This window comes from Celerinatantimonas marina (assembly GCF_046054165.1).
In the GTDB taxonomy this organism is placed as follows: domain Bacteria; phylum Pseudomonadota; class Gammaproteobacteria; order Enterobacterales; family Celerinatantimonadaceae; genus Celerinatantimonas.
The window spans coordinates 217921-235188 of the sequence record NZ_JBFNXK010000003.1; the positions used below are offsets into that span (position 1 = coordinate 217921).

The 17268-nt window shown below is 45.5% G+C and carries 15 protein-coding genes; 5 read left to right on the plus strand and 10 right to left on the minus strand.

Annotated features, from left to right (window positions below; all coding sequences use genetic code 11):
- Window positions 1-247: 247 nt before the first annotated feature.
- A complete protein-coding gene (glnL, locus tag ABUE20_RS04915) occupies window positions 248-1306 on the plus strand; it encodes a nitrogen regulation protein NR(II) (RefSeq protein WP_408618726.1) in 1059 nt (352 codons plus the stop codon).
- 10 nt (window positions 1307-1316) lie between these two features.
- On the plus strand, window positions 1317-2723 hold the full coding sequence (gene glnG, locus ABUE20_RS04920) for a nitrogen regulation protein NR(I) (RefSeq protein ID WP_408618727.1): 1407 nt from the start codon (window positions 1317-1319) through the stop codon (window positions 2721-2723).
- Between the two features lie 172 nt (window positions 2724-2895).
- Here the strand turns inward: glnG and ABUE20_RS04925 are convergent, their stop codons facing one another.
- The 3 genes from ABUE20_RS04925 to yihI all read right to left on the minus strand — a co-directional run bounded on the left by ABUE20_RS04925 (window position 2896) and on the right by yihI (window position 5481).
- The gene (locus tag ABUE20_RS04925) at window positions 2896-3057 is read right to left on the minus strand and encodes a hypothetical protein (protein ID WP_408618728.1); all 162 of its coding nucleotides are present in this window, start codon (window positions 3055-3057) and stop codon (window positions 2896-2898) included.
- Window positions 3058-3385: 328 nt separating this feature from the next.
- Window positions 3386-4759 carry an oxygen-independent coproporphyrinogen III oxidase gene (hemN, locus tag ABUE20_RS04930; protein ID WP_408618729.1) on the minus strand — a complete coding sequence of 458 codons (1374 nt, stop codon included), beginning with the start codon at window positions 4757-4759 and terminating at the stop codon, window positions 3386-3388.
- Window positions 4760-4920: 161 nt separating this feature from the next.
- Window positions 4921-5481: a Der GTPase-activating protein YihI gene (gene yihI / locus ABUE20_RS04935; protein ID WP_408618730.1), complete on the minus strand. Its 561-nt coding sequence runs from the start codon at window positions 5479-5481 to the stop codon at window positions 4921-4923.
- A 183-nt stretch (window positions 5482-5664) separates the two neighbouring features.
- Here yihI and yihA point away from each other — a divergent pair, with 183 nt between their 5' ends.
- A complete protein-coding gene (yihA, locus tag ABUE20_RS04940) occupies window positions 5665-6282 on the plus strand; it encodes a ribosome biogenesis GTP-binding protein YihA/YsxC (protein ID WP_408618731.1) in 618 nt (205 codons plus the stop codon).
- A gap of 804 nt (window positions 6283-7086) precedes the next feature.
- Here yihA and polA read toward each other — a convergent pair.
- From polA to ABUE20_RS04955, 3 genes are all read right to left on the minus strand, one after another.
- Window positions 7087-9846, minus strand: coding sequence for a DNA polymerase I (gene polA, locus ABUE20_RS04945; protein WP_408618732.1), 2760 nt, complete (start codon window positions 9844-9846; stop codon window positions 7087-7089).
- A 394-nt stretch (window positions 9847-10240) separates the two neighbouring features.
- Complete coding sequence (locus ABUE20_RS04950; RefSeq protein ID WP_408618733.1) at window positions 10241-10543, minus strand: hypothetical protein; 303 nt, start codon at window positions 10541-10543, stop codon at window positions 10241-10243.
- A gap of 48 nt (window positions 10544-10591) precedes the next feature.
- Complete coding sequence (locus ABUE20_RS04955; RefSeq protein ID WP_408618734.1) at window positions 10592-11431, minus strand: alpha/beta fold hydrolase; 840 nt, start codon at window positions 11429-11431, stop codon at window positions 10592-10594.
- Between the two features lie 163 nt (window positions 11432-11594).
- Between ABUE20_RS04955 and ABUE20_RS04960 the strand changes: the two genes are divergently transcribed.
- Window positions 11595-12974 (plus strand): family 43 glycosylhydrolase, encoded by a 1380-nt coding sequence (locus tag ABUE20_RS04960; RefSeq protein WP_408618735.1) that lies wholly within the window; start codon window positions 11595-11597, stop codon window positions 12972-12974.
- A 79-nt stretch (window positions 12975-13053) separates the two neighbouring features.
- On the opposite strand, the gene ABUE20_RS04965 is transcribed toward ABUE20_RS04960, so the two are convergent.
- The 4 genes from ABUE20_RS04965 to recQ form a co-directional block, all read right to left on the minus strand.
- Complete coding sequence (locus ABUE20_RS04965) at window positions 13054-13641, minus strand: histidine phosphatase family protein (RefSeq protein WP_408618736.1); 588 nt, start codon at window positions 13639-13641, stop codon at window positions 13054-13056.
- A gap of 60 nt (window positions 13642-13701) precedes the next feature.
- Window positions 13702-13989, minus strand: coding sequence for a hypothetical protein (locus tag ABUE20_RS04970; RefSeq protein WP_408618737.1), 288 nt, complete (start codon window positions 13987-13989; stop codon window positions 13702-13704).
- Between the two features lie 28 nt (window positions 13990-14017).
- Window positions 14018-14377, minus strand: a complete 360-nt coding sequence (locus ABUE20_RS04975; RefSeq protein WP_408618738.1) for a hydroxyisourate hydrolase — start codon at window positions 14375-14377, stop codon at window positions 14018-14020.
- 121 nt (window positions 14378-14498) lie between these two features.
- Window positions 14499-16295 carry a DNA helicase RecQ gene (gene recQ / locus ABUE20_RS04980; RefSeq protein ID WP_408618739.1) on the minus strand — a complete coding sequence of 599 codons (1797 nt, stop codon included), beginning with the start codon at window positions 16293-16295 and terminating at the stop codon, window positions 14499-14501.
- 350 nt (window positions 16296-16645) lie between these two features.
- Between recQ and ABUE20_RS04985 the strand changes: the two genes are divergently transcribed.
- The gene (locus tag ABUE20_RS04985; protein WP_408618740.1) at window positions 16646-17254 is read left to right on the plus strand and encodes an AbiTii domain-containing protein; all 609 of its coding nucleotides are present in this window, start codon (window positions 16646-16648) and stop codon (window positions 17252-17254) included.
- Window positions 17255-17268: the final 14 nt, after the last annotated feature.

Sequence of the window (17268 nt, forward strand, 5' to 3'; positions counted from 1 at the left end):
TTTTATCTCCGATAATGACAGATGCACTAAGATTAAGCGTACCGGATCATAAGAATGACGTTAACTCGTAAAATAGGCAAGAATATTGCAATAACTAACCAATTAGGACCATTTGCACCGCATTTAAACAATACCAGCGACTTTAACCCTCACCGGTAACGATAAATTGATGAATATCCACCGATATAGATATTCGGAAGGTTAAAGCACCCAAATAGTGCAATGATGTGGTAAACAGGAGGGAGATGTGCAAGAAACAGCTGGTCTAGACCGAGTCATTCTCGATAACCTGGTAACAGGTATTATGCTAGTCGATCCCGGAATGATTGTGCAATACGCGAATACCGCAACAGAGCAACTACTGGGGCAAAGTAAAAAGCGTTTAATCAATCAAAACCTACGCTCCCTGATTACTCATACGACGCTAAACCTGGATATTCTCGATCAAGTATTAACCCGAGGACAGAGTTTTACCGACAGTGAGGTCACTCTGGTTGTTGAAAATCGCCCGGCGATGGTGGAATTCTCAGCAACCCAAGTCACTCATAATCAAAAACGATTATTGCTGCTGGAACTCAAGCCTATTGATCAACAGAAAAAAATCTCACAAGAAGTTCATCAACACGCTCAGCAACAAGCGGCGAAAGAACTTGTTCGAGGACTCGCCCACGAAATAAAAAATCCGCTGGGGGGACTACGAGGTGCCGCTCAGCTTCTGGAAAAAGAACTACCCAATCCCGAATTAAAAGAATTTACAACGATCATCATTGAGCAAGCCGATCGATTGCGAAACCTCGTGGATCGACTCCTAGGACCCCAACGTCCGGCTAAGCAACATCTGCATAATATTCATTCGGTTCTGGAAAAAGTACGACAACTCGTGGAACTGGATCTCCCTGAAACGATTCAGATCGAACGGGATTATGATCCCAGTATCCCTGATTTTGAAATGGACCATGAACAACTTCAGCAGGCCTTTTTAAATATCGTGAACAATGCGGTACAAGCACTCCGTGAACGCAATACGGGTTCGATCAAACTGGTTACACGCACGGCCCATCAGGTCAATATTGCCGGGCAACGGTATCGTCTGGCGGCAGAAATCCGAATTATTGACGATGGTCCGGGAATTCCAGCCGAACTTGCTGATACGTTATTTTATCCAATGGTTACAGGTCGGGAAGGCGGAACCGGATTAGGGCTATCCATTTCTCAAAATTTAATCAATCAACATAAAGGCAGAATCGACTGTGCCAGCTGGCCTGGCCACACCGAATTTATCATTCATCTGCCACTGCGTAAGTAAGGATTTAACTATGGCTGCAACAATATGGATCGTAGACGATGACAGTTCCATTCGCTGGGTTTTAGAAAAAGCGCTAAGTGCCGTAGGTTACAACTGCATGAGCTTCGCTGATGGGGAACTGATGCTGAGTCAACTTGAAGTCGAACATCCGGATGTCATTATTTCCGACATTCGGATGCCCGGATTAGATGGCTTAACCTTACTAGAGCGGGTACATCAATTTAATGATGAGTTACCGATTATCATCATGACCGCTCATTCGGATCTGGATAGTGCCGTAAATGCCTACCAAAGTGGTGCCTTTGAATACCTCCCCAAACCTTTTGATATCGACGAGGCCGTCGCACTCACCGAGCGTGCTGTTAATTTCATCCGGGAACAGAAAAGAAATCATCATCGTACCTTACATGATGAACAAGCTCCGGAGATGATTGGTGAAGCGCCAGCCATGCAAGAGGTTTTCCGGGCGATTGGTCGTCTGTCACGCTCCAGTATCAGTGTTCTGATTAACGGCCAGTCCGGTACCGGCAAAGAGCTTGTGGCTCATGCCTTGCACCGACATAGTCCACGGGCCAATCTGCCATTCATTGCGTTGAATATGGCCGCTATTCCCCATGATCTGATTGAATCAGAATTATTTGGCCATGAGAAAGGCGCATTTACCGGGGCTAACAACATTCGCCACGGACGCTTTGAACAGGCCAATGGGGGCACTTTATTCTTAGATGAAATCGGAGATATGCCACTGGATATCCAAACTCGCCTCTTGCGAGTATTAGCAGATGGCCAATTTTATCGCGTTGGTGGCCATTCCCCAGTTCAGGTCGATGTCCGTATTATTGCTGCAACCCATCAGGATCTGGAGAAAAAAGTTGCCGACGGTGAATTTCGTGAAGACCTTTTCCACCGTCTAAATGTCATTCGTATTCAGCTACCATCGCTACATGATCGCCGGGAAGACATTCCGGCACTTGCGCATCATTTCTTGCGCCGTGCTGCCGAAGAGCTCAATGTTGAGCCCAAACAACTGCATCCGGATACCCAAAAATTTATGACCCATCTTCCCTGGCAGGGGAATGTTCGTCAATTAGAAAACGTCTGCCGTTGGTTGACCGTCATGGCCAGTGGCCAAGAAATTTTAGTTTCAGATTTACCGGCCGAACTCACGCAGCGTCAACAGAAAAATGATCCCGTTGTTGCCGATGGCGACTGGCGGATTTTGCTACAAAATTGGGTAGAAACTCAATTACTGGCCGGAAGCAGTGATATTTTAGCGCAAGCGGTTCCCGATTTTGAACGGATCTTGCTAACTACAGCACTCAAACATACCCATGGTCACAAGCAAGAAGCGGCTCGGTTGTTGGGCTGGGGGCGAAACACCTTAACCCGTAAGCTCAAAGAACTCAATATTCACTAACTCCCCTCCCGGATTACGCAAGCTCCATCCGGGCTACATATGCGGTTGTGGTTAAAAGTCACCACTAACGTAAACGTAGCCCGGATGCAACACTGTAAAATCTGAGATCAAAACCATCATGGCTCCCTCCCGGATTACGCAGGCTCCATCCGGGCTACAAAAGCTATTGTGATTAAAAGTCACCACCACCGTAGCCCGGATGCAACAACGTAAAATCTAAGATCAAAACCATCATGGCTCGCTCCCGGATTACGCAGGCTCCATCCGGTCTACAAAAGCTATTGTGATTAAAATCGTCAATGCTGGGACCACAACCATAACCCGAATTAAGCATCGCAAAATCCCGGATACATATGCGGTTGTGGTTAAAAGTCCTCACCACCGTAGCCCGGATGCAACACCGTAAAATCTAAGATCAAAACCATCATAGCTCCCTCCCGGATTACGCAGGCTCCATCCGGGCGACAAAAGCTATTGTGATTAATACTGGGACCTCAACCACCGCCGTAACCTGAATTGAGCATCACAAAATCCCGGATACATATGCGGTTATGGTTAAAAGTCCTCACCACCGTGGAATCCGGGATACAACATAACATCGAAAGGAAATCATTCTCCCCCTTGCTCTTCAAAGGGGGAGTTAGAGGGGGTTGAGGTTGGAGTTAAATCACCCGCGAGAACTGACGTTCATGGCGTTTCTGCCGTAAATACGTATCAAAACACATCGCGATATTGCGGATAAGCAATCGACCAGTAGGGCTCACTGAAATTCCTTCAGCGGTAACCGTCAGCAATCCATCATTTTCGAGTGGCTTTAACTCTGCCAGATCGCGCTCAAAATAAATATGAAAATCAATATGATAGCGCTGATCAATCTCAGCAAATTCCAGCGTAAAATTACACATCAACGCTTTAATCACATCGCGCCGGATAATGTCATCCCGACTCAAAACCAACCCTTTCCACTGCGCATGCCCCTGCTGTCTAACCTGAGCATAATACTCCTGAAGGGTTTTCTGATTCTGGCTGTAATCATCGCCCAGCATACTGATGGATGACACCCCAAGCCCCAGCAAGTCACACTCACCTTGAGTGGTATATCCTTGAAAATTACGATGTAAAATACCCTGACGCTGAGCAATCGCCAATGAATCATCTGGATGAGCAAAATGATCCATACCGATAAACTGGTAGCCACTATCCACCAAATCGTTAATCGTATCGCGTAATAGGGTTAACTTCTGCTCTGGGGTCGGTAAATCAGCTTCTTTGATTTTTCGCTGGGATGCAAAATGACTGGGCAGATGGGCATAATTAAATACGGACAATCGATCCGGATGTAATGCTTTGACTTCCTGTAAAGTTTTGTGAAAACTCTCCGGGGTTTGAAAAGGCAAACCGTAAATCAAATCTAAATTAATCGATTGAAACCCAACTTCACGGGCCCGAACCAGCAACGCCTTAATAAACGCTTCATCCTGAACCCGATTAATCGCTTGTTGGACCTGAAGATTAAAATCCTGAATACCGACACTCAACCGCATAAATCCCAGCTCAGCCAGCAGGTCCATCGTATCCAGTGTTATTTCACGAGGATCGATTTCAATACTGATTTCGGCATTTGTTTCAATTTGAAAATGGCTGCGGAGCATCCCCATTAAGCGACGGATCTGGGCTTCATTTAAAAACGTCGGTGTTCCGCCTCCCCAATGGAGCTGAGTGACCTGACGATCAACAAATTGAGGGGCCAACGTTTGGATCTCGCGCTCTAGGGCATCCAGATAAATATCTGCTTTATCCTGATGACGGGTCACTATTTTATTACAACCGCAGTAATAACAAAGCTTATGGCAAAACGGAATATGAACATAGAGTGATAGCGGGCGTTGCGGGTAACGCCCTGCGGCTTTGGAAAAGTCCTCAAAACCAAATGATTCATTGAACTCCAGTGCGGTTGGATAGCTGGTATAACGCGGACCGGCATAATTATATTTTTCAATCAGCGACTGATCCCACCGTACGGCTAACGAAGTCATCGATATCATCCCCCTTGGGCAATTCCTTATTCAGGCCCTAGAGCCACCACTCTCGGTTTAGTGTACATCACGGCCATTCAGTTCAGATAACAGAATTCGCATCAGGCAACCCGTTGGCCTCTTAAATCGTGTTCATCCTATCGAATAACACGATTCAGATATTACTTCCGGGAGTCATCCTCATCCTCTGAAAGCCATTGTTCTAAATCATCTGACTCAAAATGATCCCAGTTTTCATCGCTCTCATCTTCGTCATCTTCATCCTCTGAAAGACCTAACTCATCCATCAGCTGACTAATTTTATCCAAAGTTGCATCCAGCCATTGCTGTTCTTGTAAGGTTAACTCCAATCCATCGTCAGCCTTATCCAGCAATGCCACTAATCGAGGATCCGTTTCCAACTGTTCTAACTGCTGCGCTTTACTCAAAGTCGGTTCTTCCACGGCTTTAACCTTCGATGGTTTAATCACAGCCTGTGTGGCTAATGAACCAGCGGCGACCAATTGTACCGGTTTTTTACTCCCGATCCGGCGATCATGGTTCGCGCTTTGACGGCTTGCTTTTCCAGATTGATCAGTACTGGTACCTAATTGCCGAGAGCCACTTGGCTTGCCTTTGCCTTTTTTCACTTTATCGACGGGCAATTCACGATCCGCTTTAAAATCTGCATTTTTACGGGGTGCCAGCAATCCCCCTTTACGACTTTTTTTCCGATATGCCATAACCGTATCCCCTGCCACTGTAATTTCTAACGAACAACTTAGCACATTTGTTCAAATGGAGCGCGATTCTATCACCGCTCCGAGCCAAGACAAACCCACAATAGCCCTTGTCTGGACAGTCTGCTACACTCTGCCCCAAAGAATGAGTCGCTCATCCTTTCACCACGACAGAGGAGTAGCTTGGTGTCTGAATCTCAACTTAATTTTTCAAAAGCCCGATTTTTAACCAGTGCCCCTAATATTCGCGCGATGCCTGCGGATACCGGGATTGAAATCGCTTTTGCCGGACGCTCCAATGCCGGAAAATCAAGCGCACTTAATGCACTCACCCGACAAAAAAATCTGGCACGAACCAGTAAAACCCCGGGACGCACCCAACTCATCAATGTATTTGAAATTGAAGAACAAAAACGACTTATCGATCTCCCTGGATACGGTTTTGCGAAAGTACCGGAAGCCATGAAACTTGAGTGGCAAAAATCACTATCCGAATATCTGCAACATCGTGAAAGTCTGCGTGGATTGGTCGTACTGATGGATATCCGACACCCATTGCGAGAGCTGGATCAACACTTGATCCAATGGGCTGTGGATTGTCAAATTCCAGTACTGGGGTTGTTGACCAAAGCAGATAAACTTAAACAAGGCGCACGAAAATCAATGTTACTCAAGTGTCGGGAAGCCGCACTGGCATTTTGTGGCGACGTGCGAATTGAAGCTTTTTCATCGTTAAAAAACACCGGACTTCCCCAGCTCGAAACGATCCTAAATCAGTGGTTTAATACTTATCTACCGGACTAGGCTAGGCGTGTGCTTTCAATTTATTGAAGATTAATCAGCCCCTTCAATTTACCCCACAGCCCTTATCACTGAACTCCTTTAAAAAAAAACCTCACAACTAAAAAGTGGTGAGGTAAAAGGAATGTTCGGACTAAAAAACTGAAGGCTCTATACAAGTACATAATGTAAGACGAAACAAATAGCTAAAAGTTCAAAATTTTTAATCAAAAAAAACTGGTAAACCCTCAGCTAAAAAGGCCAATAGAACCTATTCATTTTTGTAATTTTTTTACATTTCACGCGTGTCAATCAAGATAGATTAGAGATGGGAGATCGCCACAATATTTAAGTTATTTTTGTGAGCGAAGCATAAAAAAAGCCCCAGTAGAAATCTACTGGGGCAGCTATAAAGCCTATTCAACTACGTGAAATAAAAGGTCTGAAAGATAGAACATCTTACCTCTGTACCCTACAAGAGTTAATATAAGAGATATCACTCAAAAAATAAAGGGGTTTTGTAATCTAATTTCAGAGCCTGCCTGACCAATTCCTCTATTTACTTGTTTTTGATGAATTAATTAATTGATATAAAATATCGATTTTATCTATTTAATTTTTTAATTTAAAATTAATTACTAATTATATTTATTTTAAAAGAATAAAATACTTTTATATTTTATATGAAAAGACAAAAACAACTTATCAGACCAAATTTAGCGATCCTTATCACAAATCAGGATCACTAAATTTTAGAAATAAATGATTTAAAAGCGGCTCACTGTTGGCTTCATACTAGGCCAACAGCGTTGACACTATGGAAAAGAGCTAATGGGCTTCATCCCAATTGTCACCGATCCCGGCTTCGGCCACTAACGGAATATGTAGTGATACAGCCTGTTCCATGACCATTTTCAGTTGACTAGCCAGGGATTCAACCTCATCTTGTGCCACTTCAAACACTAATTCATCGTGTACCTGCATCAGCATTCGCACTTTTGCCTGCAACTGATATTGATGAATATAACGATCCACGGCGATCATCGCTTTCTTAATAATATCCGCAGCGCTCCCCTGCATCGGGGCATTGATCGCCGCTCGTTCAGCTGCCGCCCGACGCATGCCATTACGGGCGTTGATCTCCGGCAGATAGAGTCGACGACCAAAAATAGTCTCAACATACCCATCTTCTGCAGCCTGAGCTCGAGTTTCTTCCATATAACGATGCACTCCCGGATAACGTTCAAAATAGGTATCCATATAATGCTGTGCATCATAACGACCAATCCCCAACTGACGAGCCAGTCCAAAAGCACTCATACCATAGATCAAACCAAAGTTAATAGCTTTCGCACTACGACGCTGCTCATGGGTAACTTGTTCCAGCGTTTCACCAAAAACTTCGGCGGCAGTTGCTCGATGAATATCTTTACCAGCAGCGAATGCGGCCAGTAACCCTTCATCTGCCGACAAATGTGCCATAATTCGCAGCTCAATTTGCGAATAGTCAATAGCAACGAGTTTAAAGCCCTCTTCAGCAATGAAGGCCTGACGGATCTTCCGCCCTTCGTCGTTTCGAATCGGAATATTCTGCAAATTAGGATCACTGGATGACAATCGACCGGTCGCAGTCACAGCCTGATGATAAGAGGTATGAACCCGATTCGTCTGCGGATCCACCAATTCCGGAAGCTTATCCGTATAAGTTGATTTAAGTTTGCTCAATCCCCGGTATTCAAGAATTGTAGCCGGTAACGGATAGTCGAGAGCCAGCTCGGCTAAGACCTCTTCAGCCGTTGAAGGAGCCCCTTTGGGTGTTTTTTTCTTAACCGGCAATCCCATTTTTTCAAACAGGATTTCCTGTAACTGTTTTGGAGAACCCAAATTAAATGCTTCACCGGCCAGCTCATAGGCTTTCTGTTCCACCTCATCAATACGCTGGGCCAGACGCTCACTGTGCTCACGCAGTTTATCGCAATCTAAACGCACGCCACGCCGTTCGACAGCCGATAAAATAGAAACCAGCGGCAATTCAACTTCTGCAAAAAGCTTCTTCAACTTTGCATTTTTTTCTAATTCAGGCCAAAGAGCCTGATGTAACCGCAAGGTAATATCCGCATCCTCAGCTGCATAGGGACCTGCTTTTTCAAGCTCGATCTGATTGAATGTCAGCTGCTTCGCCCCTTTACCCGCCACTTCTTCAAAACTAATGCAACGATGTTGCAGATATTTAAGCGCCAGTGAATCCATATCATGACGGGAACCGGTACTATTGATCACATAGGATTCCAACATGGTATCAAAAGCAATTCCCTGAAGTTCAATCCCCGCACGAGCCAGAATACTCTGATCATATTTTAAATTTTGACCCACTTTACGGGCATTAGGATCTTCAAGAATGGGTTTTAATCGTTCCAGAACCAACTCCCGGGATAGCTGTTCCGGAGCATCTGGATAATCATGGCCAATTGGTAAATACGCGGCTTCTCCAGCCTTCACGGAAAACGATAATCCAACCAAATCGGCTTGCATATAATTCAGCGAGGTTGTTTCCGTATCCAGAGCAAATAATTCAGCCTGTTGGAGTTTGTCACACCAGCGATCCAATTGTTCCGTCGTCAGGATAATCTCATAATCTGCATCATCGACAACCGCCTTCGGCTCAGCTACGGGCGCCGCTTCATCTGTGACCGTCGCAGTTACCGTTGCCGGTGCCACTTCGGGTTTAGCCTCCAATAACTCAGATAACCAACGGCGAAACTCCAGTTGGCCAAAGAGCTCAACCAAACGATCCGGATCTTGAGGCTGAATCGCCAAATCATCACAACCGACACTTAATTCCAAATCGGTTCGAATCGTGGCCAGCTGATAAGAAAGAGGTAATTGCCCAGCAAACGCCCGTAAATTTTCACCAATCTTCCCTTTAATATCATCCTGATGTTCCAATAACCCGGCTAAGGAATCATACTGTGCTAACCATTTCACCGCTGTTTTTGGCCCACACTTGGGAACGCCTGGAATGTTATCCACACTATCCCCCATCAATGCTAGATAATCGATGATCTGATCGGGACGAACCCCAAATTTATCCACCACACCCTCATGATCTAACAAGGTGTCGGTCATGGTATTCACCAGCATGATGTGATCATCTACCAGCTGCGCCATATCTTTATCGCCCGTACTGATCAACACTGGGTATCCGGCCTCAGAAGCCTGTTTAGCTAGTGTCCCAATAACATCGTCAGCCTCAACGCCAGGCTCAACAATGAGAGGCAATCCCATGGCTTTAATAATTTCATGAACCGGCTCAATCTGAGTCCTCAGATCATCCGGCATCGGAGGCCGATTAGCCTTATATTCGGCAAACATCTCATGTCTGAAATTTTTGCCCTTGGCATCGAATACGACCGCAATCCGCTGTGGTGAAACCTGTTTGAGAATACTACGCAACATATTGATGACGCCGTAAACAGCCCCAGTGGCTTCACCTTTAGAATTCGTTAGATGAGGAGGCGCGTAATAGGCCCGGAAGAGATAAGAGGATCCATCAATTAATACCACCGGATTATCAGCAATTGTTGCCATCTTTTATTCTCTGTTGTCTGCTATCTTATTCGCGGCATAATGCCACAGCTCGCCTTTTAGTACCAGACAACACCCGCTGACATCCGCACTGGAATACTTGTGGATAACTTTGTTGACAAAAAAACACAAATCTTCCATCTTTTTGAAAAAAGATAGAATAATGTTAAAATTTTTTATATAAAACAAATACTTAATTTAAGAAATAAAGATCTTCAATTAGGGGATATTCCATACCTGCATGTGGAAAATTCATCCGCCATCTCAACTGTCCTTTACACATAAAAAAACAGAACCTGAATGGATCAAAATATCGATCCACTTAAGATCTTTATTAAATGTCATAACAACGACCGCAAGCCATCAACAAACGATCACCATCGCTCAATCGACAACCTTAATCATGAGAGTCTTTAACGAATTGAGATAACTGGGCGCAGAGTTCAGCTGCGGCTGAATCATACCCGGCCCGGCCTTGCAGTTCAAACCATAGAGTAGCGGTCAATTCACAATAACGCAAGAACCAAAATTCACCCCACTGAACGGGCCAGATCCACCAATCGGCCCCCTGTTCACCAGTAACTTGCTGATCAAAAACTAATTTTATCCATTCAGAAAGATCTTTTGGATCATCTAAACCGACATAATTTATTTGCACACATCGGCAATTTTTATCGCCTTTGAAACCCAATAATCGCATGATTCAATATCAATATTTTTATCATTAATCGAATTGCATCAAATCATTCTACAAATGATCCCAGAATTGCCCCAAGACGGATCGGAAAATTGCCGCCTGATCAGCAAATGCCATATGCTTCGCCCCCGGGAGGTTAAAAAGTTGTGCCTGTTCTAAACGCTCCGCAATCTCATAAACCGGCTGCCGCCCAAGTAATGGATCCTGATCACCTCGACAAACCAATAATGGACAACTGATATCCTGTATTTTGCCCCCAGGATAACCCTGAGTCGATTCATCCAGCCACATGGCGACCAATTGACGAACTAAATCGGGGAAATCCGGTTGAGGATTGAGTTGCTGATATTTTTGATAAACCTGCGGATAATCCCGCTGGCGATCTTCTGCCGTTGTCGCTAAAAATTGTTCCCGGGTCGGTAAGGTATGCTGAATATGCCAACGAGAACCGATCGTAACCAACGAATCAATGTGTATCGAAGAAGCGACAGCCATCCGATAACCCACAATCCCACCATCGCTAAATCCCAACAAATGACAACGACGGATACCTAAATGTTCTAGTAGAGCTTCAACATCCTGCTGCAACTGACCATAGCTTAACGGTTGCTCACCGAGCGTGGATGCACCATGTCCCCGGCTGTCAATACCAATCACATGAAACCGATCTAACATCGGGGCCAGAATCGGATTAAAAATTTCCATCTGACCAAAACCGCCATGTAACAAAATCAAGGCTGGAGCGTCAGGCTCTCCCAAACACTCGTAATAAATCTGCGCCCCTTCAATTGAACACGCTTGTCCCTGCTGATGATTAAACACGATCTGATGACTCCCCAACCCTAACTGACGACACAATAAAAACGATAATTCTTTGATACAGCTAAGCAATATAACGTCCCTTTATCTTGAAACCGCAGCTTTTTAATTAAAATGTTATCGAACTCACACAAATATTAACTGTTTATATTATTAATAATATTAGCAACAAATTAGTCAATAGCTACTCCCGCAGTTTGGCCCACTCGGCCAATGGATTCAAACAAGGATCAATATGAAAACTTTTCCCTGGACTATGGCCTTCTTTGCAATCGTCATCCCGACCGGGAGTTGGGCTGCAAATCAGGTCATTGATGATGGTATTTACATTATTCAGAATAGAAATAGTCAAAAAGCATTAGAAGTGGTTAATGGCGGCGCTGATAATCCAACGAATATTATTCAGGCCAATGTCACCGGCACCAATCGCCAAAAATGGCGCGTAACCTACCGAGGTGATGGGTACTATTCTCTGGTGAACTTAGCCGGAGGGGGCAGTGCCGAAGTCTACAACTGGAGTGCGGACAACGGTGCCAATATATCCGAATGGAGCTACGCCGGACGAGATTCACAGCTCTGGTCTGTCCAGTCTCAACACAATGGTTACTTCACATTAACGAATAAGTTTTCTGGCAAAGTCATGGAGGTTTACGAAAGATCCACCAGCAATGGAGCCAATATCAGCCAGTGGGAAGATAACGGTGGGAACTGGCAACAATGGCAGTTCCGAACTCAGAATACGACCACTTATCACTGGCCACTATCCGGCGATATCGGGACTCATGATCCCACTGTGATTCACGTTAATAACACTTGGTATGAATTTAATACCGGCAATGGTATCAGCCGTAAAGTTTCCTACAACGGGGGACTGAGTTGGACTAATTTAAGTGCCCTTCTTCCCAATGGTTTAAGCTGGTGGACAACCTATGTGCCGGATAACAACGGGCTGGATGTCTGGGCCCCGGATGTCCGTAAATTTGGCGACCAATATTACCTCTACTATGCGATTTCAACATTCGGGTCCAATACCTCTGCCATTGGCCTCTTGAGTAGTTCGGATCCGGCATCGGATCACTGGTCCGATCAAGGGCTAGTTATCCGCAGTAATAGCAATACCGGTTATAACGCGATCGATCCAGAATTAGTCATCGATGAAAATAACAAACCTTGGCTGGCATTTGGGTCTTGGTTTGACGGGATCAAACTAACCCGGCTCAACGCCACCACCATGAAACCTAGTGGCACAATCTACAGTCTGGCTCGGCGCTCCGGAGGAATTGAAGCCACTTCAATCACATATCACAACGGCTATTACTATCTATTTGTCTCCGTCGGCCGCTGTTGTCAAGGCGTCAATAGTACCTATCAAATCCGTTATGGGCGGGCGACTTCAATTACCGGCCCTTACCTTGATAAAGACGGGGTAGATATGTTAAATGGCGGCGGTAGTTTATTCGATAGCGGAAATGACCACTGGGTCGGTCCTGGCGGCGAAGATATCGTCGATAACCATACCATAGTCCGTCATGCCTATGATGCGACTGATAATGGCGCTTCAAAACTGCTCATCAGTGATCTCAACTGGGATGACAATGGCTGGCCCACTTATTAAAGGAACGCCTCGGTCGTAAAATTGAGATAAACCTCTGAAAGCAACCAACGAGGTTTGTCTCAATCAGCACCCATCCAATTTACAATGCACACGGGACCGTTTGGATCTGCCCACCTTCAACATAAAAGTAAGCATCTTGTGGACGTGGCTGAGTAAAAACCTGCTCCCGGGATAGTCCAGTCAGCAAGCCTCTTAAAACAGACCCTGTTAATGCATGGCTGACAACAATCACCCGTTCCGGCGTTTGTGGATCATCCAGCCACTGCTGTAAACGTGCGCAAACCTGCTCATAACGTTCGGCATGAGGAGCATGGAGATACCAATCTTTACTCCCGATAAATTCCGGGTGCTGAGCTTTAATCTCCGGAGCCACCTGTGCTTCCCAGTCTCCCAGATTAAACTCCATGAGCCGATCATCCAATTGAATATCACTCTCGGGATACGAGATGGCTTTGGCAATTAAATGTGCCGTTTGCACGGCTCGGCCCAAAGGACTCGACACAATCGTCCAGTCTTCGGCAAAAACCCGAGCGGCCAGCGATTCACCAACCGCTTGAGCCTGACGGCACCCTAATTCAGTTAAATTCGAGTTACACTGACCCTGCAGACGCTGCTCTGCATTGTATTGAGTTTGCCCATGGCGGATGACATAAAATTGGCTCGGCATAAAAACATCTCTTCAACAACAGATAAGCCAGTATACCGCGCCTTTATGGCAGATCCACTCTCACTGCCAGTCGTTCACCCGATCGGATTCATGCTGCGCCCAAACGTGCTCTCGAGGCTGGCTCAGCTTCTGCCCCCAAATCAATAGTCTAGCCATCACAGCCAATCCCAATACCATCCCGAGGATGCCTCCCCAAATAAACACCAAATCATGCCAGAGAAAATGATGCTGCAAACTAATCGCAGCAATACTAAAACCCACTCCCCACACGGTCAGAACGATCGCAATTCCTCGCCATACATTCAGGATCACTTTCGGTAACTCGACTGCTTTTACAATTGGCATCATGAGCTCCTTCTTTTCGTGGGTCCGGCGATCAATGACTGACCGGACGACTTTGCATGGAAGGTTCCTGATAACTGGACCAGGCCCAAGGACTAATAAATAAAGGTAAATGGTAATGTTGAACCTTATATGACAACTTAAATTCTATTTGAGCATGAACGTAAAATGATTCCCTTTGCTGCTGTGCAAACCATACTCCAGAGGCAGCCGTCAGGCGATAATGTCCTGCCTCCAATTCACCAAAAATATCGGGACCGATAGCACCATTTTCATCAGTCGGCTGCTGCACCAGTTCAATCCAGGTTCCGTCAAAACGCTCCAGACGAACATTCATACCAACAACCGGTTGTCCAACAGAAATATCAATGATCAGGGTACTCATCGTACTCATTAAATGCTCCTTTCGTTATTTTTACCAGAAAGTCATACATCTTCCCGGCTACCTGACACTGGATATCAGGTACTAAAAATAACCTTAGTCGAGATTTCCCCAGAAGCAGAAAAAAATAAGTCTATGAAGATAAGGGATTATTCTGGTAATGGATAATAGCTTCAATAAAGGCCTCCCCATAACGCTCTAGTTTTTTACGTCCAACCCCCGCAATACTGAGCATCTGAGTGGCCGTCACGGGAAATTCCTGAGCCATCTCGATCAGCGTCGCATCATTAAAAACAACAAACGGAGGAACTTCCTCCATCTCTGCCAGTTGTTTTCGTAAACGACGAAGCAATGCAAACAATCGTTTATCATATACCGTTGCTAATTTATGCTCTTTTCGGGTAGCCACATTCAATCGAGGAAGTGCCAACTGCAACGGCTGCTCTCCTCGCAAAATACCACGAGCAGCCGGAGTCAGTTGAAGCACAGACCCCCGGGTGATGTTTTGCGTCAAAAATCCTAAGTGAATCAACTGCCGCAGTACACTTATCCAATGGTCATGCGAACGATTTTTACCAATACCGTGAGTCGATAACTTATCATGCCCTTGTTCAACAATACGCTGGTTTAGGCTTCCCCGTAACACTTCTATAACATAACCGATACCATAAGACTGATTCAACCGATAAACACACGATAATGCTTTTTGAGCCTCTTCCAAACCATCGTAACGCTGCGGCGGATCTAAACAAACATCACAGTTTCCACAAGGTTTAGACTGATATTCGCCGAAATAGTTAAGTAATACTTGGCGACGACAGGTTTGTGCCTCAGCAAATGCGGCCATAGCATTAAACTTATGGCTTTCTACCCGCCGCAACTGCTCATTCTCCGTTTCATCAATCATCCGCCGGATCCACGCGGCATCAGCCGGATCAAATAACATCACCGCTTCCGCGGGTAACCCATCTCGTCCCGCCCGACCGGTTTCCTGATAATAAGCTTCGATATTGCGTGGGATGTCATAATGCACAACATAACGAACATTAGGCTTATCAATTCCCATACCAAAAGCCACCGTCGCCACGACCACATTCAGTTCATCGTGTTGAAAAGCATCCTGAACCCGCTGCCGCTCAGCAAGAGCTAACCCGGCATGATAGGCTGCTGAACTAATCCCTTCACCAGCCAATTTAGCGGCCAGTTCCTCGACCCGTCTTCGGCTTCCACAATACACAATGCCGCATTCGTCATGATGACTTCTGACATATTCGCGCAATTGCTGCCAAGGGCGATATTTCTCCTGAACCGTATAGCGGATATTGGGTCGATCAAAGCTGGCCTGATGGAAAAATGGATCGCGTAACATCAATCGTTGCAGGATATCTTCACGGGTCGTCTGATCTGCGGTCGCGGTCAGAGCCACCACCGGCAGCTCAGGAAAACGCTGTTTGATCTGCCCAAGCGCTGCATATTCAGGACGAAAATTATGGCCCCATTGCGAAATACAGTGTGCTTCATCGATAGCCAGTAAGCTAATCTGCCAATCATTAAAATTAGCTAGAAAATCATTGCCTAGTAATCGTTCGGGGGAAATATACAACAGCTTAATCTGTTGTCGGTTTAACTGTGCAAACAACTGTTGGGTCTGTTCCCAACTCAAGCTCGAATTCAGATAAGCGGCACTAACCCCATTGTGGAGCAATGCATCCACCTGATCCTTCATCAACGAAATCAGAGGCGACACGACCACCGTCATTCCCGGAAGCAATAAAGCAGGCACTTGATAACAGAGTGATTTTCCGCCTCCGGTGGGCATGAGCACCAGTCCATCCTGACCCTCTAAGATCCGATGGATAATCTCCAGTTGCCCCTGTCGAAACTCACTATAACCAAACACATCCTGCAGCACCTGCGAGGGCGATTTCATATCTGACTCACTTATCTTTATTTACATCTCAGGGGAACAACTTTGATATGGCAAAGAACGATGTCCCCTAAATAATTCTTTCAATTATGCCCGATTCTGAAACCAGAACCCATTCGGATAAGCCGCGTCTTCCATCCCAATCCATGCGATAAAATGTCAGCAATAAAGCGTTTGTATCCGCGTTTGTGGTGAGTTTAAAGGCCTCATCTCACAAGCAACGGTTTAGTTTAACGCCACAGCTATTTAGCACAAAATGCGATCGATGCACTCATTTTACGGCGAAAAAACCTTTCGCCCCTATTTTCTTCACTATACTAATTAAATAATACTTTCATGCTGGGGAAGTGCCTATGTCAGTCCGCTCCCATATTAATGTTCAACGCGATGCTTACATCCGAGAACTATTAGAATGCTGTCTTTCCGCTTCGGAAATAAATCAAAATCAGGGACTGAAACAATGGCTTACCTATGAGCAAAACAGCTATCCGGATCAAGTTCCTCTGCCTAGATTTCGTATGGTAGATTGCCGTCAGCAGGGATTGTTTATCGATCCTGAAAATCAGCATCAACACTTGGAATACATCCACGATAATACACTTCCTGCCCGGCATCGCTGCCAATTGCATTATATGGCTATGCGTCAGCCACTTTGCCAATATATCGAAATGTCACAGGTGATCCGTACACCTTGGCCTGAAGAGATCCTCTGCATGTATAGCCATGAGCTTATTCCCGGGATGCATTGTCTACAGGCCTGGCAGGTTATTGACAATCCGCCAGTTAGCCGGATGTTAGCCGGAATGCTACACGAACTCTGGGAACGACTGGCACAAAGCCCGGATCTGTTTGAACAGTTAGATCCATTAATCTGTCAGCTAGGCGAACACTATCCAGCCATCAACCCCTTATGGGGCTCCCGACCTCAACACCAACAAACCACCGTTGAATCAGACTATTAATCCAGCATTGTATT